Source organism: Enterobacter sp. PL1 (assembly GCF_945957325.1).
GTDB lineage: Bacteria > Pseudomonadota > Gammaproteobacteria > Enterobacterales > Enterobacteriaceae > Enterobacter > Enterobacter roggenkampii.
In genome coordinates, this window is sequence record NZ_CAMFKT010000009.1 from 100,784 (window position 1) to 121,760 (window position 20,977).

Annotated in this window: 23 protein-coding genes and 1 other annotated feature; of the genes, 9 read left to right on the plus strand and 14 right to left on the minus strand. The window is 55.2% G+C overall.

All coding sequences use genetic code 11. The annotated features are described in order from the left end of the window. Nucleotides 1–5: 5 nt before the first annotated feature. The 9 genes from btuC to thrS all read right to left on the minus strand — a co-directional run bounded on the left by btuC (nt 6) and on the right by thrS (nt 8,260). The gene (gene btuC, locus N6P30_RS10515) at nt 6–986 is read right to left on the minus strand and encodes a vitamin B12 ABC transporter permease BtuC (protein WP_021241086.1); all 981 of its coding nucleotides are present in this window, start codon (nt 984–986) and stop codon (nt 6–8) included. Between the two features lie 103 nt (nt 987–1,089). Then, nucleotides 1,090–1,389, minus strand: a complete 300-nt coding sequence (gene ihfA, locus N6P30_RS10520) for an integration host factor subunit alpha (protein WP_003857805.1) — start codon at nt 1,387–1,389, stop codon at nt 1,090–1,092. A 4-nt stretch (nt 1,390–1,393) separates the two neighbouring features. Further along, the gene (gene pheT / locus N6P30_RS10525; protein ID WP_023292673.1) at nt 1,394–3,781 is read right to left on the minus strand and encodes a phenylalanine--tRNA ligase subunit beta; all 2,388 of its coding nucleotides are present in this window, start codon (nt 3,779–3,781) and stop codon (nt 1,394–1,396) included. A gap of 15 nt (nt 3,782–3,796) precedes the next feature. Continuing rightward, nucleotides 3,797–4,780, minus strand: coding sequence for a phenylalanine--tRNA ligase subunit alpha (pheS, locus tag N6P30_RS10530; protein WP_010426091.1), 984 nt, complete (start codon nt 4,778–4,780; stop codon nt 3,797–3,799). Between the two features lie 62 nt (nt 4,781–4,842). Continuing rightward, nucleotides 4,843–4,967 (minus strand) — a sequence feature (Phe leader region). Continuing rightward, the gene (gene pheM / locus N6P30_RS10535; RefSeq protein WP_001386830.1) at nt 4,918–4,962 is read right to left on the minus strand and encodes a pheST operon leader peptide PheM; all 45 of its coding nucleotides are present in this window, start codon (nt 4,960–4,962) and stop codon (nt 4,918–4,920) included. (Overlaps the previous feature by 45 nt.) Nucleotides 4,968–5,084: 117 nt before the next feature. Beyond that, complete coding sequence (rplT, locus tag N6P30_RS10540; RefSeq protein WP_000124850.1) at nt 5,085–5,441, minus strand: 50S ribosomal protein L20; 357 nt, start codon at nt 5,439–5,441, stop codon at nt 5,085–5,087. 49 nt (nt 5,442–5,490) lie between these two features. Then, nucleotides 5,491–5,688, minus strand: a complete 198-nt coding sequence (gene rpmI, locus N6P30_RS10545; protein ID WP_001124225.1) for a 50S ribosomal protein L35 — start codon at nt 5,686–5,688, stop codon at nt 5,491–5,493. Between the two features lie 97 nt (nt 5,689–5,785). Next, nucleotides 5,786–6,328 (minus strand): translation initiation factor IF-3, encoded by a 543-nt coding sequence (gene infC, locus N6P30_RS10550; protein ID WP_023616141.1) that lies wholly within the window; start codon nt 6,326–6,328, stop codon nt 5,786–5,788. A 3-nt stretch (nt 6,329–6,331) separates the two neighbouring features. After that, nucleotides 6,332–8,260 (minus strand): threonine--tRNA ligase, encoded by a 1,929-nt coding sequence (gene thrS / locus N6P30_RS10555; protein ID WP_008500657.1) that lies wholly within the window; start codon nt 8,258–8,260, stop codon nt 6,332–6,334. A 324-nt stretch (nt 8,261–8,584) separates the two neighbouring features. Between thrS and yncL the strand changes: the two genes are divergently transcribed. Both yncL and yniD read left to right on the plus strand, forming a co-directional pair. Then, nucleotides 8,585–8,677, plus strand: coding sequence for a stress response membrane protein YncL (gene yncL / locus N6P30_RS10560; RefSeq protein WP_021241082.1), 93 nt, complete (start codon nt 8,585–8,587; stop codon nt 8,675–8,677). Between the two features lie 98 nt (nt 8,678–8,775). Continuing rightward, the gene (gene yniD / locus N6P30_RS10565) at nt 8,776–8,883 is read left to right on the plus strand and encodes a small membrane protein YniD (RefSeq protein WP_008500658.1); all 108 of its coding nucleotides are present in this window, start codon (nt 8,776–8,778) and stop codon (nt 8,881–8,883) included. Nucleotides 8,884–8,963: 80 nt separating this feature from the next. Here yniD and N6P30_RS10570 read toward each other — a convergent pair whose 3' ends face one another. Beyond that, nucleotides 8,964–9,722 (minus strand): YdiY family protein, encoded by a 759-nt coding sequence (locus N6P30_RS10570; protein WP_021241081.1) that lies wholly within the window; start codon nt 9,720–9,722, stop codon nt 8,964–8,966. 295 nt (nt 9,723–10,017) lie between these two features. Here N6P30_RS10570 and pfkB point away from each other — a divergent pair, with 295 nt between their 5' ends. From pfkB to N6P30_RS10585, 3 genes are all read left to right on the plus strand, one after another. After that, nucleotides 10,018–10,950 (plus strand): 6-phosphofructokinase II, encoded by a 933-nt coding sequence (gene pfkB, locus N6P30_RS10575; RefSeq protein ID WP_021241080.1) that lies wholly within the window; start codon nt 10,018–10,020, stop codon nt 10,948–10,950. Nucleotides 10,951–11,056: 106 nt separating this feature from the next. After that, the gene (gene ghoS, locus N6P30_RS10580; protein ID WP_008500661.1) at nt 11,057–11,347 is read left to right on the plus strand and encodes a type V toxin-antitoxin system endoribonuclease antitoxin GhoS; all 291 of its coding nucleotides are present in this window, start codon (nt 11,057–11,059) and stop codon (nt 11,345–11,347) included. Nucleotides 11,348–11,452: 105 nt separating this feature from the next. Continuing rightward, complete coding sequence (locus tag N6P30_RS10585) at nt 11,453–12,313, plus strand: fructosamine kinase family protein (RefSeq protein ID WP_008500662.1); 861 nt, start codon at nt 11,453–11,455, stop codon at nt 12,311–12,313. Nucleotides 12,314–12,349: 36 nt separating this feature from the next. On the opposite strand, the gene N6P30_RS10590 is transcribed toward N6P30_RS10585, so the two are convergent. After that, nucleotides 12,350–12,886, minus strand: a complete 537-nt coding sequence (locus tag N6P30_RS10590; RefSeq protein ID WP_008500663.1) for a YniB family protein — start codon at nt 12,884–12,886, stop codon at nt 12,350–12,352. 148 nt (nt 12,887–13,034) lie between these two features. Between N6P30_RS10590 and hxpB the strand changes: the two genes are divergently transcribed. The 3 genes from hxpB to tcyP all read left to right on the plus strand — a co-directional run bounded on the left by hxpB (nt 13,035) and on the right by tcyP (nt 15,917). Next, nucleotides 13,035–13,706: a hexitol phosphatase HxpB gene (gene hxpB, locus N6P30_RS10595; RefSeq protein WP_021241077.1), complete on the plus strand. Its 672-nt coding sequence runs from the start codon at nt 13,035–13,037 to the stop codon at nt 13,704–13,706. Between the two features lie 101 nt (nt 13,707–13,807). Then, nucleotides 13,808–14,398 carry a metal-dependent hydrolase gene (locus N6P30_RS10600; RefSeq protein ID WP_014883483.1) on the plus strand — a complete coding sequence of 197 codons (591 nt, stop codon included), beginning with the start codon at nt 13,808–13,810 and terminating at the stop codon, nt 14,396–14,398. Between the two features lie 127 nt (nt 14,399–14,525). Then, entirely contained in the window at nt 14,526–15,917 is a 1,392-nt protein-coding gene (gene tcyP, locus N6P30_RS10605) for a cystine/sulfocysteine:cation symporter (protein WP_023292674.1), read from the plus strand. 48 nt (nt 15,918–15,965) lie between these two features. Here the strand turns inward: tcyP and cedA are convergent, their stop codons facing one another. Next, a complete protein-coding gene (cedA, locus tag N6P30_RS10610; protein ID WP_191091794.1) occupies nt 15,966–16,241 on the minus strand; it encodes a cell division activator CedA in 276 nt (91 codons plus the stop codon). 167 nt (nt 16,242–16,408) lie between these two features. Here cedA and katE point away from each other — a divergent pair, with 167 nt between their 5' ends. Next, nucleotides 16,409–18,658 (plus strand): catalase HPII, encoded by a 2,250-nt coding sequence (gene katE, locus N6P30_RS10615; RefSeq protein ID WP_023292676.1) that lies wholly within the window; start codon nt 16,409–16,411, stop codon nt 18,656–18,658. A gap of 94 nt (nt 18,659–18,752) precedes the next feature. Here katE and chbG read toward each other — a convergent pair whose 3' ends face one another. After that, the gene (gene chbG, locus N6P30_RS10620; RefSeq protein ID WP_023292677.1) at nt 18,753–19,502 is read right to left on the minus strand and encodes a chitin disaccharide deacetylase; all 750 of its coding nucleotides are present in this window, start codon (nt 19,500–19,502) and stop codon (nt 18,753–18,755) included. Nucleotides 19,503–19,513: 11 nt separating this feature from the next. Further along, the gene (locus tag N6P30_RS10625; protein ID WP_023292678.1) at nt 19,514–20,869 is read right to left on the minus strand and encodes a 6-phospho-beta-glucosidase; all 1,356 of its coding nucleotides are present in this window, start codon (nt 20,867–20,869) and stop codon (nt 19,514–19,516) included. Nucleotides 20,870–20,977: the final 108 nt, after the last annotated feature.

Here is a 20,977-nt window from a genome sequence, read left to right on the forward strand (position 1 = left end):
TCGATTTAACGTCCAGCTTTTAATAGTAGCCAGATAAAGACCGGCGCGCCCAGCGTGGCGGTCACCACGCCAATGGGCAGCTCTGCGGCCGTCAGGGCAAGCCTGGCGATGATGTCGGCCACCAGCAGCGTGACGGCCCCGGCAACCGCCGAGGCCGGAAGCAAGGTTCGATGGTCCGTGATTCCGCAGAGTCGGAGCATATGCGGAATCACCAGACCGATAAAGCCAATCGCGCCCGCCAGAGCCACGCTGACGCCGACCAGCCAGCCAATGGCGATGACCAGCACATTACGCCAGAACCCAATCGGCATGCCCAGCTGGCGGGCTGAGGTTTCACCCAGCGCGAGCATATTCAACGGCTGCGCCTGCAGGGCAGCCCATACGATGACCGGCACCAGCAGCGCCATCAGCCAGCCCTGCTGCCAGTCGACGCCGCCAAAGCCGCCCATCATCCAGTACATGAGCTGCCGAAGGTCAAAAGAGGTCGAGAAGTAGACCGCCCAGGTCATCAGCGCGCTACAGATGATCCCCAGCGCCACGCCGGCAAGCAGCAGACGGCTGGTCGATAAGTGCCGTCTGGCAAAACGAAGAAGGATGAGCGTTATCAGTAATGCGCCGAGGATCGCGCTCAGGCTAATGCTCCAGCCGGAGAGTTCTCCTCCGCCCAGCATCACCGCTGCAATCAGCCCCACGCCCGCACCGTTAGACACGCCGAGCAGCCCGGGCTCCGCCAGAGGATTCTCAAACAACGCCTGCATAATGGTGCCGCACAGCGCCAGCGCGGCCCCCACCAGCATCACCGCGACGGTACGCGGCAGACGAATTTGCCAGACGAAGAGCTGTCCGTCAGGTCCCCACCAGCTTTCGGGCCCTATCCACCGGTCACCGGCGCAGAGGCTAACGCCTGCGGCGACAATGAGCAGCAGCACCAGAAAAAGCAGGTGACGCCGATCGGAACGGTGCTGGAGATGGACATAATCAAGCATGTTTACGGTTTTCGTAGCGAGAGATGTAATTGATTTTACGGCGGGTTTGCCTGAGAGCGCAAAGAAAAAAGGCCGCGTGGGCGGCCTTTTTAGTTAGTTCATATTACTCTGCTTTGGGCGTTGCGTTTTCGACACGGCTTTTTAACTTCTGGCCGGGTCTGAAGGTCACCACGCGGCGGGCTGTAATGGGAATATCTTCCCCCGTCTTCGGGTTGCGGCCCGGACGTTGGTTTTTGTCTCGCAAATCAAAATTGCCAAAGCCGGAGAGTTTTACCTGCTCACCATTTTCCAGAGCACGACGGATCTCTTCGAAAAACAGCTCTACCAGCTCTTTGGCATCCCGTTTGCTAAGCCCAAGCTTATCAAACAGATATTCTGACATTTCAGCTTTTGTAAGCGCCATAGGTTCAATCCCTCAATGATGCCTGGAATCGCTCTTTTAATGCCTCTACACATTTGGCGACGGTAGCGGCAATCTCCTCTTCTTCGAGTGTACGGCTGGTATCCTGAAGGATCAGGCTGATAGCCAGGCTCTTAAAGCCCTCTGCTACGCCCTTGCCGCGGTACACGTCAAATAAGTTTACGCCAACTACCTGATTTACGCCAACTTTCTTACATTCGGCCAAAATATCTGCTGCGGGCACATTTTCCGCGACCACAACCGCGATATCACGGCGGTTTGCCGGGAAGCGGGAGACGTCCTGAGCCTGAGGAATCACGCGGTCTGCCACCAGGTTCCATTCCAGCTCAAACACGATGGTACGGCCATTCAGGTCCAGTTTACGCTCCAGCTCAGGGTGAACAACCCCAATAAAACCAATGCGTTTGCCGTCTAAATAGAGGGCGGCGCTCTGGCCTGGATGCAGGGCCGGAATGGCTTCTGCGCGGAATTCAATTTCAGATAATTTACCGGTCAGATCCAGAATCGCTTCCAGATCGCCCTTCATATCGTAGAAATCAACCGTGCCTTTTGCCAGGTCCCAGTGCTCTTCATAACGGTTACCGCTGATGGCGCCAGCCAGCATGAGATCCTGACGGATGCCTAAATTTGCCTGATTATCCGGTACAAAGCGCAAACCGCTTTCGAAAATTCGCACGCGGTTTTGCTGGCGATTCTGGTTGTAAACGATAGTGCCCAGCAGGCCCGTCCACAGGGACAGACGCATCGCGGACATTTCGCTGGAAATTGGGCTTGGCAGGATCAGCGCTTCCTGACCCGGGTGGATCAGCTGCTGCAGCTTTGGATCAACAAAGCTGTAGGTGATCACTTCCTGATAGCCTTTGTCGTTCAGCATGGTTTTCACACGCTTCAGGGACAGGTCGGCTTCACGGTGGGTGCCCATCACCAGACCTGCCTGCACAGGCTCGTCAGGGATGTTGTTGTAGCCATAAACACGGGCCACTTCTTCCACCAGATCTTCTTCAATTTCCATGTCGAAACGCCATGACGGCGCAACGGCTTTCCACTCGTCCTGACCTTCGGTTACGTCGCAACCCAGACGCTTCAGAATATCGGTCACCTGCGCGTCGGCAACGTGGTGCCCAATCAGGCGATCCAGCTTGCTGCGACGCAGGGTGATGGTAGCACGCTTCGGCAGCGTGGCTTCGTTGGTGACGTCGATAACCGGGCCCGCTTCGCCGCCGCAGATGTCGATCAGCAGGCGAGTCGCACGCTCCATCGCTTTGTATTGCAGCGCAGGATCCACGCCGCGCTCGTAGCGGTGGGACGCATCGGTGTGCAGGCCGTGACGGCGCGCGCGACCGGTGATGGAAAGCGGGCTGAAGAACGCGCACTCCAGCAGGACGTTTTGCGTTTCGTCGTTGACGCCTGAATGCTCGCCTCCGAAGATACCGCCCATTGCCAGCGCTTTGCTGTGGTCAGCAATCACCAGGGTGTCGGCGTTCAGTTTCGCTTCGGTGCCGTCCAGCAGAACCAGGGTTTCGCCCTCTTTCGCCATGCGCACCACAATACCGCCTTCGATACGATCTTTATCGAAGGCGTGCATTGGCTGGCCCAGTTCCAGCAGAACGTAGTTAGTCACGTCAACCACGGCGTCGATAGAGCGGATACCGCAGCGGCGCAGCTTCTCTTTCATCCACAGCGGGGTTGGTGCTTTCACGTTGATGCCTTTCACCACGCGACCGAGATAGCGCGGGCAGGCATCCGCAGCGTCAACCTGGATAGGCAGCACGTCACTGATGGTCGCTTCAACCGGGACGATCTCCGGCGCGTTCAGCTCGGTCTGGTTCAGCACGGCAACGTCGCGCGCCACGCCGATGATCCCTAAGCAGTCAGCACGGTTTGGCGTGACGCTGATTTCGATGGTGTTGTCATCAAGCTTCAGGTATTCGCGGATGTCGGTGCCTATTGGCGCATCCAGCGGCAGCTCAATGATGCCGTTGTGATCGTCGGAAATACCCAGCTCGGAGAAGGAACACAGCATGCCTTCAGACGGCTCGCCGCGCAGCTTAGCCGCTTTGATTTTGAAATCGCCCGGCAGTACCGCACCGACGGTCGCCACGGCCACTTTCAGCCCCTGGCGGCAGTTTGGCGCACCGCAGACGATATCCAGCAGACGGTCACCGCCTACGTTTACTTTTGTTACGCGCAGTTTGTCCGCGTTAGGGTGCTGACCGCACTCTACCACTTCACCGACGACCACGCCGTTGAATGCCCCTGAAACCGGCTCAACGCCGTCCACTTCCAGACCTGCCATGGTAATCTGGTTAGAAAGCGCGTCGCTGTCCAGCGTGGTGTTCACCCACTCGCGTAACCACAGTTCACTGAATTTCATTGTTCTGTCCTGCCCTTATTTAAACTGTTTGAGGAAACGCAGATCGTTTTCGAAGAATGCACGTAAGTCGGTGACGCCATAGCGCAGCATGGTCAGACGCTCCATGCCCATACCGAAGGCGAAGCCGGAGTAAACTTCCGGATCGATACCCACGTTGCGCAGGACGTTTGGATGCACCATGCCGCAGCCCAGCACTTCCAGCCATTTGCCGTTTTTGCCCATCACGTCAACTTCCGCAGACGGTTCGGTGAACGGGAAGTAGGACGGACGGAAACGAACCTGCAGATCTTCCTCAAAGAAGTTGTTCAGGAAATCGTGCAGCGTGCCTTTCAGGTTGGTGAAGCTGATGTTTTTATCAACAATCAGACCTTCCATCTGGTGGAACATTGGGGTGTGGGTCTGATCGTAGTCGTTACGATAGACGCGGCCCGGCGCGATAATACGGATTGGCGGCTCCTGATCCTTCATGGTACGGATCTGAACGCCGGAGGTCTGGGTACGCAGCAGACGCGTCGCGTCGAACCAGAAAGTGTCGTGGTCAGCGCGTGCCGGATGATGGCCAGGAATGTTCAGAGCATCGAAGTTGTGGTAATCATCTTCAATTTCCGGGCCAGTCGCCACGGTAAAGCCGAGCTCACCGAAGAAACTTTCAATGCGATCGATGGTGCGGGTAACCGGGTGCAGACCGCCGTTCTCGATGCGGCGACCCGGCAGAGAAACGTCGATCGTCTCTGCGGCCAGACGCGCATTCAGCACCGCGCTTTCCAGCTCGGCTTTGCGTGCGTTCAGCGCCTGCTGTACCTGCTCTTTGGCTTCGTTAATCACCGCCCCCGCTGCCGGGCGCTCTTCTGGCGGCAGCTCACGCAGGGTTGTCATTTGAAGGGTCAGGTGCCCTTTCTTCCCAAGATATTCGACGCGGACATTGTCTAACGCGGCAACATCTGAGGCCTGATTAATGGCGGCTGTTGCACTGGCAACCAGCTCTGCGAGATGTGACATGATTTTCCTCATTATGTCGGTGCAGACACCGATTTGGTGGAGTTATTCTCTCAAATTCAGGCACAAAAAAAGCCTCCATCGGGAGGCTTATCTGGCGCTGTTTTTCGTTTCATCTTTCACGCGCTAGCCTCCTGAAGTCAGGTGCTAAAGTAAAAGAAGAAGCGGAAAATAGCAGCATTCATGCTTGCGTTACCTTGTTGGGTAAAAAACGTTGAGACCTTATTGAAAAGCCTGCACGGGTAAATGTCAATCTTCTTACAGGGTTATATGAAAAGAGGGAGCCAGGCCCCCTCTCTCAACTGGCTTATGCCAGTGCTGCTTTCGCTTTTTCGACCAGAGCGGTGAACGCTACTTTGTCGAATACTGCGATGTCAGCCAGGATCTTACGGTCGATTTCAACAGAGGCTTTTTTCAGGCCGTTGATGAATTTGCTGTAAGAAATACCGTTCTGACGTGCTGCTGCGTTGATACGCGCAATCCACAGTTGACGGAACTGACGCTTACGCTGACGACGGTCACGGTAAGCGTACTGACCTGCTTTGATAACAGCCTGGAAGGCAACGCGGTATACGCGTGAACGCGCACCGTAGTAGCCTTTAGCTTGTTTCAAAATTTTCTTGTGACGTGCACGTGCAATTACACCACGTTTTACGCGAGCCATGTGTGCTCTCCTGTATCTATTCTAAGTTAAAAAAGTTAAACGAAACGACTTATGCGTACGGCAGGCACGCGATGACCAGGCCCAGATCGCCTTTAGAAACCATGGCTTTTGGACGCAGGTGACGTTTACGCTTGGTAGCTTTCTTAGTCAGAATGTGACGCAGGTTAGCGTGCTTGTGCTTAAAACCACCTTTACCGGTTTTTTTGAAGCGCTTAGCAGCACCGCGTACGGTCTTAATTTTTGGCATTTTAATAAATTCCACTTCGCATTGTTAAATAAACGAAACATAGGCGAACAAAACCTATGAAACCCGAAGGCTCCACAGATTTTGCTGCTTGAAGGCCTTACTGTTTCTTCTTAGGAGCGAGCACCATGATCATCTGGCGGCCTTCGATCTTCGTAGGGAAGGATTCGACTACTGCCAGTTCACTCAGATCGTCACGGACGCGGTTAAGCACTTCCATACCAATCTGTTGGTGGGCCATCTCACGACCGCGGAAACGCAGTGTGATCTTGGCCTTATCGCCATCTTCCAGAAAGCGAATCAGGCTGCGGAGTTTTACCTGATAATCGCCATCGTCGGTACCAGGACGGAATTTGATTTCCTTAACCTGGATAACTTTTTGCTTCTTCTTCTGTTCCTTAGAAGACTTACTCTTTTCATAAAGGAACTTGCCGTAGTCCATGATACGACAAACTGGCGGTTCGGCGTTAGGGCTGATTTCAACTAAATCTACTCCAGCTTCCTCAGCCTTTTCGATTGCTTCTCTCAGACTCACAATCCCCAGCTGCTCGCCTTCCAGACCTGTTAAGCGAACTTCCTGGGCGCGAATCTCGCCATTGATACGATTCGGACGTGCCGTTTGAACTCGTTTTCCGCCTTTAATACCTTATTCCTCCAGTTGTTGAAGACTGCGGCTGCGAATCTCTTGTTGCAGCTTCTCAATCACTTCACTTACGTCCAGGCTGCCCAGGTCTTTACCACGGCGGGTGCGAACGGCAACTTTGCCTGCTTCCACCTCTTTATCACCACAGACCAACATATACGGGACACGACGTAAAGTGTGCTCGCGGATTTTAAAGCCAATCTTCTCATTTCTCAAGTCTGCTTTTACGCGAATGCCCGCATTTTGTAGTTTCTGCGTCAATTCTTTAACGTAATCTGCCTGAGAATCGGTAATGTTCATCACCACCACCTGCACCGGCGCAAGCCAGGTTGGGAAGAAGCCGGCGAACTCTTCGGTCAGGATGCCGATGAAGCGCTCCAGAGAACCGAGAATGGCGCGGTGAATCATTACCGGCACCTGACGCTCGTTGTCTTCGCCAACATAAGAGGCGCTTAAACGCTGCGGCAGGGAGAAGTCCAGCTGTACAGTACCGCACTGCCATGCGCGATCGAGGCAGTCATACAGGGTAAATTCAATTTTCGGACCGTAGAATGCGCCCTCGCCCAGCTGGTATTCGAACGGAATGCCGTTCTCTTCCAGCGCCACGGCGAGATCCGCTTCTGCGCGATCCCAGGTCTCATCGCTACCGATACGTTTTTCCGGACGCGTTGAGAGTTTGACCACGATCTTCTCGAAGCCAAAGGTGCTGTACATATCGTAGACCATACGAATACAGGCGTTAACTTCATCACGGACCTGATCTTCGGTACAGAAGATATGCGCATCATCCTGCGTAAAGCCACGCACGCGCATCAGACCGTGCAGCGCGCCTGATGGCTCGTTACGGTGGCAGCTACCGAACTCCGCCATACGCAGCGGCAGGTCGCGGTAGGATTTCAGGCCCTGGTTGAAGATCTGTACGTGGCCCGGGCAGTTCATTGGCTTGATGCAGTATTCACGGTTCTCAGACGAGGTGGTGAACATCGCATCCTTGTAGTTGTCCCAGTGGCCGGTTTTTTCCCACAGCACACGGTCCATCATGAACGGGCCTTTCACTTCCTGATACTGGTACTCTTTCAGCTTGGAGCGTACGAAGGTTTCCAGTTCACGGAAGATGGTCCAGCCGTCGTTATGCCAGAACACCATACCCGGCGCTTCTTCCTGCATGTGGTACAGGTCAAGCTGCTTGCCGATTTTACGGTGGTCACGCTTCGCCGCCTCTTCCAGACGCAGCAGGTAAGCGTTCAGGGCTTTTTTATCGGCCCATGCGGTACCATAGATACGCTGCAACATCTTGTTGTTGCTGTCGCCGCGCCAGTAGGCGCCTGCGATCTTCATCAGCTTAAAGTGATGACAGAAGCGCATGTTCGGCACGTGCGGTCCACGGCACATGTCGACGTATTCTTCGTGATGGTACAAGCCAGGCTTGTCATCATGCGAAATGTTTTCGTCAAGAATCGAGACCTTATAGCTCTCGCCGCGCTTCACGAAGGTTTCACGCGCTTCGTGCCAGCTGACTTTCTTCTTGATGACGTCATAGTTCGTTTCGGCGAGCTCGTGCATACGTTTTTCGAGCGCGTCGATATCTTCCTGAGTCAGGGTATGGTCAAGGTCAACGTCGTAGTAGAAACCATTATCGATAACCGGACCGATCGCCATTTTGGTGTTTGGCCACAGCTGTTTGATGGCATGGCCCAACAGGTGCGCGCAGGAGTGACGAATGATCTCCAGACCTTCTTCATCTTTTGCGGTGATGATGGCCAGTGTCGCATCGTTTTCGATCAGATCGGAGGCATCCACCAGCTCACCGTTGACGCGGCCGGCGATGGTCGCTTTCGCGAGACCAGGACCGATGTCCAGGGCAACATCCATTGGGCTAACAGCGCGGTCGAAATGGCGTTGGCTGCCATCAGGAAGAGTAATTACAGGCATTTTATATCCTTATTTGCAGTGATGCCCCACACATAAGAGCATATACAAAGAAAATAATCGTGATTTGACAATAGATTACGACACCATCTGACCAACAATCGTCAAATTGGTTCGTCATCATTCACCTGCCGGAAAATCAGACAACGCCGGATATACGGCAAGCCTTGCAATGTTAACACTAACAAAAGGGAGATTGCACCCTCTGCTGGCAGATTGATGTGCTGGCACTTTCGCATGAATTTGCAGGTTGCATATTCCCGGCGCTCGCAATTTAGAAATGCAGGGCTACTCTTGAACAGGTCTTTAAACCCAAAGGTGCATACCATGAACGTATCCAGTAGAACGGTTGTGATATTGAACATCCTTTCCGCCACAGGTTTATTGTTGATTCTCGCCGAACGATTCCACTGGTTCTGAACCGCCCCCTACGCTGGCATAACCCAATCGTTCCTGCGAAGGGGCATATTCAGGCCCTGTTTGGTAGACTGTGGATATCAACGAACAAGGATTAGGTTATGCCAACAAAACGATTTGCCGTAAAACACTGGAAAATGGTGCTGGTGCTGATTGCCATCTGCGGCGCAATGCTGTTACTCCGTTGGGCGGCGATGATTTGGGGTTAGGGGCGAGTACAGCTCATCAGAAGGGACGTCACAAGATCAGAGAGAATAAACGGGCCGACATTATCATCGGCCCGTCTTCATTACATTCTATAACCCAGTGAAACCGTGGTTCTGCGGTCGGTATGATCCGGTGCAGACTCTGGTGGTGAAGAGTTCCAGGTCACGTTGTAGGCGACTTTCAGACCAAAGTGTTCGTTGATGGCCACGTTGAGCGCCGTCTCAGAGTTCAGCGTCGTGTCGTCGGCACCAAATACAGAAACACCCTGTGTAAATTTGGTGTTATCAGTCATCTGCCAGGCATAGGTACCAGAAGCGTAACCGAGCGGTTGGGTTTTGGTATCGCCATTGGTGTACTCGTCATAACGCACACCGGGACCGAATTCAAAACGGAGGCTGTGTACCGGACCGTTCAGGAACTGACGACCATAACCCGCCGTGAACACGTCACGCTGGCGATAACCGTTGTAACGGTCGGTTAACCAGCTTGCCTGACCAAACAGGTAGTCATAGTCGGTCATGTTGTAACGGCTACGTCCGCCTACCGCATATTTCTCGGAAGAGCGTTCGTCATTAGCGGACGTATTGCTGGCATTACCCCACAGAGACCAGGCGGTGGTATTACCGTACCAGGTGAGCGTACTGTCCGCCGTCAGAGAAGAGCTTTTCGTGTTACCGGATTGTGCCAGGTACCCCGCGTTCAGGTTACCTTCAAACGGTTTTTTCGCGGTGGAGGGATCGTCCATGACAGTAAAAACGGAATCATCGGCGGTCGCGTTCATAGCCGCAAACACGCCACCCGCCAGCATCAGTGCAGCGGGCACTGTCTTTAAAAGCTTCATTTTATTAAGGAGTCCGTACAACAAAAAAAGAGACCACACGGTCCCGGAATCTTTCTTGAGGATCAATGACAAGGCGTCCAGAGAAAGGTAACAAATTATAAAAAGCCGCAAATAACATAGCAATGTTTTCTTATTTCATTTTTTGAATAAGAACGATCCCAAAAAGCGTTTTATTTTATATGTCTCCGGCCTCACTTTTATTCACTATTCATATTTAAAATCATACTGTTATTTACATTGCCTTCCTGACAAATGGTGCCAGACTAAAAGGAACCCATGCTAAAAGGAGGTAATGATGGTTCCTATCTACACCCTGACGCTCTCCCCTTCCCTTGATTCCGCCACCCTGACGCCGCAGATTTATCCGGAAGGTAAATTGCGCTGTAGCGCCCCGGTCTTTGAGCCCGGCGGTGGCGGTATCAACGTGGCGCGCGCCATTACCCACCTCGGCGGCAAAGCCACGGCCATTTTCCCCGCAGGCGGTGCTACCGGTGAACACCTGGTCTCCCTGCTGGCAGATGAACAGGTGGCCGTAGAGACCGTCGAGGCGAAAGACTGGACGCGGCAAAACCTGCATGTCCACGTGGAATCCAGCGGCGAGCAGTACCGGTTTGTCATGCCGGGCGCGAAACTCACCGATGACGAGTTTCGTCAGCTTGAAGAGAAAGTGCTGACGATAGAAAGCGGCGCGCTGCTGGTGGTCAGCGGCAGCCTGCCGCCCGGCGTCAGTACGGAAAAATTAACCGCGCTGATTCAGGCGGCGCAGCAACGCGGTATCCGATGCATCGTTGACAGCAGCGGCGAGGCTCTGCAGGCGGCCTTAGTGCCGGGCAATCTTGAGCTGGTCAAACCCAACCAGAAAGAGCTAAGCGCGCTGGTCAACCGCGAACTGACGCAGCCTGACGATGTGCGCACCGCCGCGCAGGAGCTGGTACGCAGCGGCAAAGCGCGACGCGTGGTGGTTTCCCTCGGTCCGCAGGGGGCGCTGGCCGTCGATGAAACGTCGTCCGTTCAGGTTGTTCCACCGCCGATGAAGAGCCAGAGCACGGTTGGCGCGGGTGACAGCATGGTGGGTGCGATGACGCTTAAACTGGCGCAGGGTGCGTCACTGCTGGAGATGACGCGCTACGGCGTGGCGGCGGGTAGCGCCGCCACCATCAACCAGGGCACGCGCCTCTGTTCGCTGGCCGATACGCAAAAAATCGTCGATTACCTGTCCCGAAATTAACGTCTGTTCCCCTTCATCTGCATGGAGGGGAACGTCATCCCCGAGTCGCCAAACGCAAACTATCGACTATGCTAAGAAAACTTCCATGATAACAATGAGGTGAATTATGAGCAGTGGTGACATCACTCGTTATGTCGTAACCGTCAACCTTCATGAGGCATCGCTTACCGAGCTAAATGAGCTCAACAATGCCTTTACCCGGGCTAATTTTCTCCTCACCCTGACGGATGACGAAGGCAATATTCATGATTTAGGCACCCTGGCATTTGGTCTGATCGGTGCCCTGAATAAAGAAGAGGTCCATGCGCTGGCCGCCAGCCTGGTGGAAAGTGTGACCGACAAGCCAGCCGAAATTGACGTCGACACCTGGGAAAGCTGGCAGAAAAAAGAACAATAAGTGCCCTGTATGAAATTAAACCGCTCAGGTGTGCGTTAGTTCGTATTTTTTTACCGCAATAATGCGCTAACTTTATGATCTGGCAGACAACATGGGAGAGTCAACATGTGGCAGGCTATCAGTCATCTTTTAAGTGAGCAGCTGGGTGAAGGTGAAATTGAACTGCGTAACGAACTGCCAGGCGGAGAGATCCACGCCGCGTGGCATTTACGCTACGCAGGGCGCGATCTCTTCGTAAAATGCGATGAACGCGAGCTGCTTCCGATATTTACCGCCGAAGCCGATCAGCTGGAGCTGTTGTCGCGCAGTAAAACGGTGACGGTCCCGCAGGTTCTGGCCGTCGGTAGCGACCGCGATTACAGTTTTCTGGTCATGGAATATCTCCCCGCCCGTCCGCTGGATGCCCATAACGCTTTCATTCTTGGCCAGCAGCTAGCGCGCCTCCATCAGTGGAGCGACCAGCCGCAGTTTGGCCTTGATTTTGACAACGATCTCTCCACCACGCCGCAGCCCAATGCCTGGCAGCGCCGCTGGTCGACGTTTTTTGCCGAGCAGCGCATTGGCTGGCAGCTAGAGCTTGCCGCCGAAAAAGGGCTGGAGTTTGGCAATATTGATGCCATCGTCGAACACGTGCAGCAGCGTCTGGCCTCCCACCAGCCTCAGGCGTCTCTGCTCCACGGTGATTTGTGGTCCGATAACTGCGCGCTGGGGCCCAACGGCCCCTATATCTTCGACCCGGCCTGCTACTGGGGTGACCGAGAGTGCGACCTTGCCATGCTGCCGCTGCACCCAGAACAACCGCCGCAGATATACGACGGGTATCAGTCGGTTTCGCCCCTGCCGCCCGGCTTCCTCGATCGTCAACCGGTGTATCAGCTTTATACGCTGATGAACCGCGCCATACTTTTTGGTGGGGAACACCTGGTTAACGCCCAGCGGGCGCTTGAGCGCATGCTTGCCGCCTGAGACGCGAACGGGTGGCTTTGCCGCCACCCGTATCGGTTACAGAAAACCGAGCAGTGAGAAGAAGAAGTATCCTGCCACAATGATAATCACGGGAAGGATATAGAGCGGAAAAATTTGCAGGAAAATGGTGTGACGCGGCACAACAATGCGGGATTCAATCTGCTCCCGGCTCATGCCTTCCGGGCCTTTGGCCTGCTCCAGAATGAGCTGGTCCTCGACGCCCTCGCGTAAGAAGCGCGTCTGACGACTCATTCGCGCGCCAGAGGCCTGCAGCGCCAGCGCAACAAAGATCAGGGCGTAGATCACCCAAAAGCCGATATTCAGCTGATGCTGAAAATCCGGGGTCGGTGAGTTAAACCAGAAGACATTCAAGAATGGCGTATTAAAACGCATCATCTCAATCATCACATGCGCAAAATCAAGCATAACCGCATTGATACCCGGCTGTTTTTCACTGTGATCGTACATAAATTTGAGTACAGAAATCAGCGTAGAAATGACGGCAGGAATAAAAATCACCCAGCCAGCAATACGTTTTAAGACCGCAATGCGTCCAGCTTGTTGATACGTCATCAGTTCCTCTTCATAAAGACGCGTTATTTGTGCCTAAGTCTACCTGCTGGTCATCAATTTCGCCCGCTCTTTAAAAGCAATATGCTAAATTGCAGAGTGTGCTTAGCACTTATCGTCTGTCGAACACCCTGGATAAGGAGACGTTGTGATGTCGACACCGCGCCAAATTCTTGCCGCAATTTTTGACATGGATGGATTACTGATCGATTCCGAACCGTTGTGGGATCGCGCCGAACTGGAGGTCATGGCCAGCCTGGGCGTGGACATCAGCCGCCGTAATGAACTTCCCGATACGCTGGGCCTGCGCATCGATATGGTGGTTGACCTGTGGTTTGCCCAACAGCCGTGGGCTGGACCGGGTCGTGATGAAGTGACCGCGCGCATTATCAGCCGCGCCATTTCGCTGGTAGAAGAGAGCAAGCCGCTGCTGCCCGGCGTACGTGAGGCCGTCGCGCTGTGTAAAGCCCAGGGGCTCAAGGTCGGCCTGGCCTCGGCGTCACCGCTGCATATGCTGGAAAAAGTGCTCATCATGTTTGAACTGCGCGACAGTTTCGACGCGCTGGCGTCCGCTGAGAAATTGCCTTACAGCAAGCCGCACCCGCAGGTCTATCTCGACTGTGCCGCTAAGCTCGGCGTGGATCCCCTCAACTGCGTTGCGCTGGAAGATTCCGTTAACGGCATGATAGCGTCTAAAGCCGCGCGGATGCGCTCCATTGTGGTGCCTGCGGAAGAAGGCCGCCACGATCCCCGGTTTGCCCTTGCCGATGTGAAGCTGATTTCACTGGCAGAACTCACGGCGCATCACCTCCGGGGCGGTTAAGACCCTCCTGCAGTTTGTGACAAACAGTTACACCGTCACCTCTTCCGCCTACTGTATAAAAACCCTATACTGTATGAATTGACAGTTTTATGGGTTTTATCATGACGGCGGAAGGCCACCTGCTTTTTTCTATCGCGTGCGCAGTATTTGCCAAAAACGCTGAACTCACCCCCGTGCTGGCACAGGGGGACTGGTGGCATATCGTCCCTTCCGCCGTATTGACCTGTCTGCTGCCCGACATCGATCACCCCAAGTCGTTCCTCGGACAGCGCCTGAAGTGGGTATCGAAACCCATCGCCCGCGCGTTCGGCCACCGGGGGTTTACGCACAGCCTGCTGGCCGTGTTTGGCCTGCTGACGCTTTTCTATTTAAAAGTGCCCGAAAGCTGGATCGTCCCCGCCGATGCCATCCAGGGGATGGTGCTGGGCTATCTGAGCCATATTCTGGCCGATATGCTGACGCCCGCGGGCGTACCGCTGCTGTGGCCCTGCCGCTGGCGCTTCCGTTTTCCCATCCTCGCACCGCAGAAAGGGAACCAGCTGGAGCGCGTCTTGTGCATGGCGCTGTTTGCTTACGCCGTCTGGATGCCGCAAACGTTGCCCGAAAACAGTGCAGTCCGCTGGTCTTCCCAGATGATTAATTCGCTACAATTTCAGTTCAATCGCTTTATTCATCACCAGATTGAACAGTAAACCAACAAAACTATCCCATTTGTCATAACCCATTCCATTTGGATATAAGCGCGACATCACACTTCTGCTAACCTTCCGCCAACAGGATCGGTAAAAACCGACCCGATAATAAATCAGGAGAACGGAGATGAATTTTCCACTCATCGCGAACGTCGTTGTGTTCGTTGTATTGCTATTGCTTCTCGCGCAGGCGCGCCATAAACAGTGGAGCCTGGCGAAAAAGGTGCTGGTTGGTCTGGCCATGGGTGTCGTATTTGGTCTGGCATTACAGGCTATTTATGGCTCCGATAATCCAGTACTGAAAGATTCCATTCAGTGGTTCAACATTGTCGGTAACGGCTATGTTCAGCTGCTGCAGATGATCGTTATGCCGCTGGTATTCGCCTCTATTCTGAGCGCCGTTGCCCGCCTGCATAACGCGACCCAGTTGGGAAAAATCAGTTTCCTGACCATTGGTACGCTACTGTTCACCACGCTGATTGCCGCGCTGGTGGGTGTGCTGGTCACTAACCTGTTTGGCCTGACCGCAGAAGGTCTGGTTCAGGGGACCGCTGAAACGGCGCGTCTGGCCGCAATTCAGACCAACTACGTCGGTAAAGTGGCTGACCTGACCGTGCCGCAGATGGTGCTCTCCTTCATTCCGAAGAACCCGTTTGCTGACCTGACCGGTGCGAGCCCAACCTCCATCATCAGCGTGGTTATTTTCGCCGCGTTCCTGGGCGTGGCGGCGCTGAAGCTGCTGAAAGACGATGCGCCAAAAGGCGAACGCGTGCTGACCGCGATTGATACCCTGCAAAGCTGGGTGATGAAGCTGGTTCGTCTGGTCATGCAGCTCACCCCTTACGGCGTGCTGGCGCTAATGACCAAAGTGGTTGCCGGCTCTAACCTGCAGGACATCATTAAGCTGGGCAGCTTCGTTGTCGCCTCTTACCTGGGCCTTGGCATTATGTTCGTGGTGCACGGCATCCTGCTGGGCGTGAACGGCGTCAGCCCGCTGAAATACTTCCGTAAGGTCTGGCCGGTACTGACCTTTGCCTTCACCAGCCGTTCCAGCGCCGCGTCTATTCCGCTGAACGTTGAAGCACAGACTCGTCGTCTGGGCGTGCCTGAATCCATCGCCAGCTTCTCTGCCTCCTTTGGTGCCACCATTGGTCAGAACGGCTGTGCGGGTCTGTACCCGGCGATGCTGGCGGTAATGGTTGCTCCTACAGTCGGCATCAACCCGCTGGATCCGGTCTGGATCGCCACGCTGGTCGGGATTGTCACCGTAAGCTCCGCAGGCGTTGCGGGCGTTGGCGGCGGTGCAACCTTCGCCGCGCTGATTGTGCTGCCTGCGCTGGGTCTGCCTGTGACGCTTGTCGCGCTGCTGATCTCCGTTGAGCCGCTGATCGACATGGGCCGTACCGCGCTGAACGTCAGCGGCTCCATGACCGCCGGTACGCTGACCAGCCAGTGGCTGAAGCAGACCGACAAAGCGATTCTGGAAAGTGAAGACGACGCCGAACTGGCGCATCGTTAATCGCTGTAGATATAAAAAAACCGCCAACAGGCGGTTTTTTTATGGCTGTTATTCTTCAACCTCTTCATCCTGGCGGATCTGCATCGCCCACCGCTGTGCGGACTCCGGCACCGTAAAGGTGGGAGAGCGACGGAAATGCTCGCCGATTAGCACAAAGGCCACGTATTTCCCCCGTAACTGCCACACATCGCGAAAGCCCTCCACTTTCAGGGCATGGTCTGGCGGCGCGGGCTCAACGCGGGGCACATAGCTAATAACCTGGCGGTTTTGTTGACGAAGAGGTTTCATAAGCGACGGATTCACTAAAGCAAATTCTTGAAGCAGGAAAATTCTATGATAGCCGATCCTGCTGCCTTCCGTCGCGCTCCGAGTGGGTGAGATGGCTCCTTTCGTTAATGATGGCATGTGAAAACTCTTAGTTCGCGAGCCATCTCACGACATTGTTCTATCCTTAATAGGGTTTTTAGCAATGGATAAAGGAGAAGCGTGCAATGTCGAACAAAGATAAAACACATCAATCACCGATTCATGGCACTGAAGAATCTCAACCGGGCATGGACTCTCTCGCCCCTTCTGACGGCTCTCACCGCCCCTCCCCGGGCCCTTCCGCACCGGGCGAACAGCCTACCGCACCGGGAAGCATGAAATCCCCGGATACGGGAAACGAGAAGCTGAAATCGCTTGAGCCACACCGTAAAGGCGGCGAAGGTTTTGCGCTCACCACCAATCAGGGCGTGCGCATTGCTGACGATCAGAACTCCCTTCGCGCAGGCTCGCGCGGGCCAACCCTGCTGGAAGACTTCATTCTGCGGGAAAAAATCACCCATTTTGACCACGAGCGGATACCGGAACGCATCGTCCACGCACGCGGTTCCGCTGCGCACGGCTATTTTCAGCCCTACAAGAGCCTGAAGGCGATCACCAAAGCGGACTTCCTCTCCGACCCGGATAAAATTACCCCGGTATTTGTGCGTTTCTCCACCGTGCAGGGCGGCGCAGGTTCGGCAGACACGGTGCGTGATATCCGCGGCTTTGCCACCAAGTTTTATACCGAAGAGGGCATTTTCGATCTGGTGGGCAATAACACCCCGGTGTTTTTCATTCAGGACGCGCATAAATTTCCTGACTTTGTCCATGCGGTAAAACCGGAGCCCCACTGGGCCATACCGCAGGGACAAAGTGCGCACGACACCTTCTGGGACTATGTCTCCCTGCAGCCTGAAACCTTACACAACGTGATGTGGGCGATGTCAGACCGCGGGATCCCCCGCAGCTACCGCACCATGGAGGGGTTCGGCATCCATACCTTCCGAATGATCAACGCCGAGGGGAAAGCCACGTTTGTCCGTTTCCACTGGAAGCCGGTGGCGGGTAAAGCCTCGCTGGTGTGGGACGAGGCGCAGAAGCTGACCGGGCGCGATCCGGACTTCCATCGCCGCGAGCTCTGGGAATCCATTGAAGCGGGCGACTTCCCGGAATACGAGCTGGGCCTGCAGCTCATCCCGGAAGAGGACGAATTTAAGTTCGATTTCGACCTTCTGGACCCGACGAAGCTGATCCCGGAAGAGCTGGTGCCGGTGCAGCTGGTGGGTAAAATGGTGCTCAACCGCAACCCGGATAACTTCTTTGCCGAAAACGAGCAGGCCGCGTTCCACCCGGGGCATATCGTGCCGGGGCTGGACTTCACCAACGATCCGCTCCTGCAGGGACGCCTGTTCTCCTATACCGATACGCAGATCAGCCGTCTTGGCGGGCCGAACTTCCACGAAATTCCGATTAACCGCCCAACCTGCCCGTACCACAACTTCCAGCGCGACGGGATGCACCGTCAGGATATTGATACCAACCCGGCGAACTATGAGCCGAACTCCATCAACGATAACTGGCCGCGTGAAACGCCTCCCGGACCGAAACGCGGTGGATTTGAATCCTATCAGGAGCGTATTGATGGCAATAAAATTCGCGAGCGCAGCCCCTCGTTCGGCGAGTATTACGCCCACCCTCGCCTGTTCTGGAACAGCCAGACGCCGATTGAGCAACAGCACATCATCGGCGGCTTCAGCTTTGAGCTGAGTAAAGTGGTGCGCACCTACATCCGCGAGCGCGTGGTCGATCAGCTGGCGCATATTGATGTTCAGCTTGCCCAGAGCGTCGCGGACAACCTGGGCATTACGCTGACCGACGAGCAGCGTAACCTCGCTCCGCCGAAAGAGGTTAACGGCGTGAAGAAAGATCCGTCGCTGAGCCTGTATGCGGTGCCGGGCGGCTCGATTAAAGGCCGCGTGGTTGCCATTCTGCTGAACGACAAAACCCGCGCCAGCGACGTGCTGGGGATCATGCAGGCGCTAAAAACCCAGGGCGTGCATGCCAAACTGCTCTATTCCCGCATGGGTGAACTGACGGCCGACGATGGTTCTGTGTTGCCGGTCGCGGCGACCTTTGCCGGTGCGCCATCGCTCACCGTCGATGCGGTGATTGTGCCAGGCGGAGATCTTGCCAGTCTGCTGACCAACGGCGACGCCGTCTATTATCTGCTGGAAGCCTATAAGCACCTGAAACCGATCGCGCTGTCCGGCGACGCGCGACAGTTTAAAGCGCAGCTGAAGGTGGCCGATCAGGGTGAGGACGGCATTGTCGAGGGAGATAACGTTGACGATGCCTTCATGACGAAGCTGTTTGATTTGCTCGCCGCGCACCGCGTCTGGTCACGCAGCTGTAAGATCGATCAGATTCCGGCGTAAAAAAAAGCCCGGTAGCGGCTTCGCCTTACCGGGCCTACAAGAGTTAGCAGGTCGTTCGTAGGCCGGGTAAGGCGAAGCCGCCACCCGGCAACTCTTACAGCTCCCTGAACGTCCCCAACCGATACCCGCGCTCGGCAATCGCGTATTTCAGCGAGGCCGACGTCAGCACGTCCAGCTCCGCCAGCCGCGGCCAGCAGTAGGCGCTTTTACGCACGGTGTTATCGACAAAGGCAGGATGCGCCATCACTTCCACCGAGGTTTCACCGCGGGCAGCGGAATCATCCAGCACCTTCAGGAACAGCGCTTCGCTGATCTCTTCTCCGTAAAACGCGCTGCTGAACCCCTCAGTGGACGTAACAGCGCAGTCCGGCAATCCGTGCACATTGCGATCCACGCGCATCGCCACGCCTTTGCGCTGTGCAAACCCGGCGACAAGCGGGAAAATCGCCGGGATCATATGCACGTGGTGATGGCTGTCGATGTGCGTCGGCGCCTGACCAAACACATCAACGAAGCGGTTGAACTGGCACTCCAGCTCGCGGGCAATCTCTTCGAGCGGCAGAGCACCCTGCTCCGCCCGTTCCCAAATCCATTTACCCAGCTGGCCGTCGCGCGTCAGGCCCGGCATTGGCGAAAGCGGCATCCCGAGCGTCAGCACAAAATGCATGCCGACGCCCAGCTCTGGCACCTCGCGGCTCAGCTGCGCCGCGTGTTCAACCGCCTCAGCGTTAACCAGGGCCGTTGTAGAGGTCACAACCCCCCGGCGACAGGCTTCAATAATGCCGTAGTTCTGACCTTTCGAGAGACCAAAATCATCAGCATTAACGATCAGCAGGTTTTCCATTGTGCGTCCTCTTATTGCTGTTTGAACTTCAGCTTCTCGATCGTGGCGGCAAAGTTCGGCAACCATTTTTCATGCGCCAGGATCATCTCGCTGGCCAGCTGCTCCGCGTCGCGGTCAGAATGCACCAGCGGGCTGAGGTTCAGGGCCAGCAGCACGTCATTGAGCTCCCCGCTCAGCGCCGCGTTGCTTGCTGCCACTTCAAAGCCTTTGATGGTATGAATCAGCCCCATGACCTTGTCATCGAAGTGGGTGATACGCGGATGCGGTTTAGCCCCCTCGCGCCCCAGGATGCAGGTCATTTCAACGGCCCAGTCAGCCGGAATATTGTCGACATGGCCGTGATGCGGGACGTTAACATAGTGCTCCGCCTGCTTGTCGTTGTAGATGGCGTTGATCACTTCGCACGCCGCATCGGAGTAATAGGCCCCGCCGCGCTGCTCCAGCTCTTTCGGTTTGACGTTCAGGTTCGGGTCTTTATACAAATCGAACAGCTGCTTTTCGACCTTCTGAACGATCTGCGCACGCGCGCCGCCCTTATAATACTCGCCCATTTCGATGGCCAGCATCTCTTTCTGCTTGAAGTAGTAAAGCAGGTACGAGCAAGGCAGCAGATTCAGCGAGCGGATCAGCCCTTCGCTGAACGGCAGGTCAAAGATGTTTTTCACCGATGCCGCCGTCAGACGACCGGAGGCCACGCCGTCGAGAAGCTCGGCAAAGCGCGATTCTCCGTTCACGATGACATCTTTAATAAACACCATGTGGTTCAGGCCGAACAGATCGATGGAGAGATCGTCGTTGTCGGTCAGCGCCAGCACGTCGCGGATGAACATCTTCATGCCGATCGGAATATTACAGACGCCGATAAAGCGCTTGAAGTTCGTATGACGATAGACCGCCTCGGTCACCATACCGGCCGGGTTGGTGAAGTTAATGACCCACGCGTTCGGGCAGATCTCCTGCACGTCTTTGACGATGTCGAAAATCACCGGGATGGTGCGCAGGCCTTTAAACAGGCCGCCCGCGCCGTTGGTCTCCTGCCCCAGATACCCGTGGCTCAGGGGAATACGCTCGTCCAGCTCACGCGCCTTCAGCTGGCCGACGCGCAGCTGGGTGGTGACAAAATCCGCATCTTTCAGCGCCAGACGACGATCGAGGGTTTTATGCACGGTCAGAGGCACGCCCGCTTTTTCCACCATGCGCTTGCACAGGTCGAAAATAATATTCAGCTTCTCCTGACCTTCCTCAACGTCTACCAGCCATAATTCGCTGACCGGTAATTCATGATAACGTTTCAGGAAACCTTCGAGTAATTCCGGGGTATAGCTGCTGCCGCCACCAATGGTTACGACTTTTAATTTCTTCTGCATAATATCTCCCTTAGCGTATCAGGTTAATCGCCTGCAAGGTATAGCGTGCTCTTCCCGCTATTTGGGCAAGCCATTAAAGCAATATTCGTGGCGGGTAATCCGCCGACA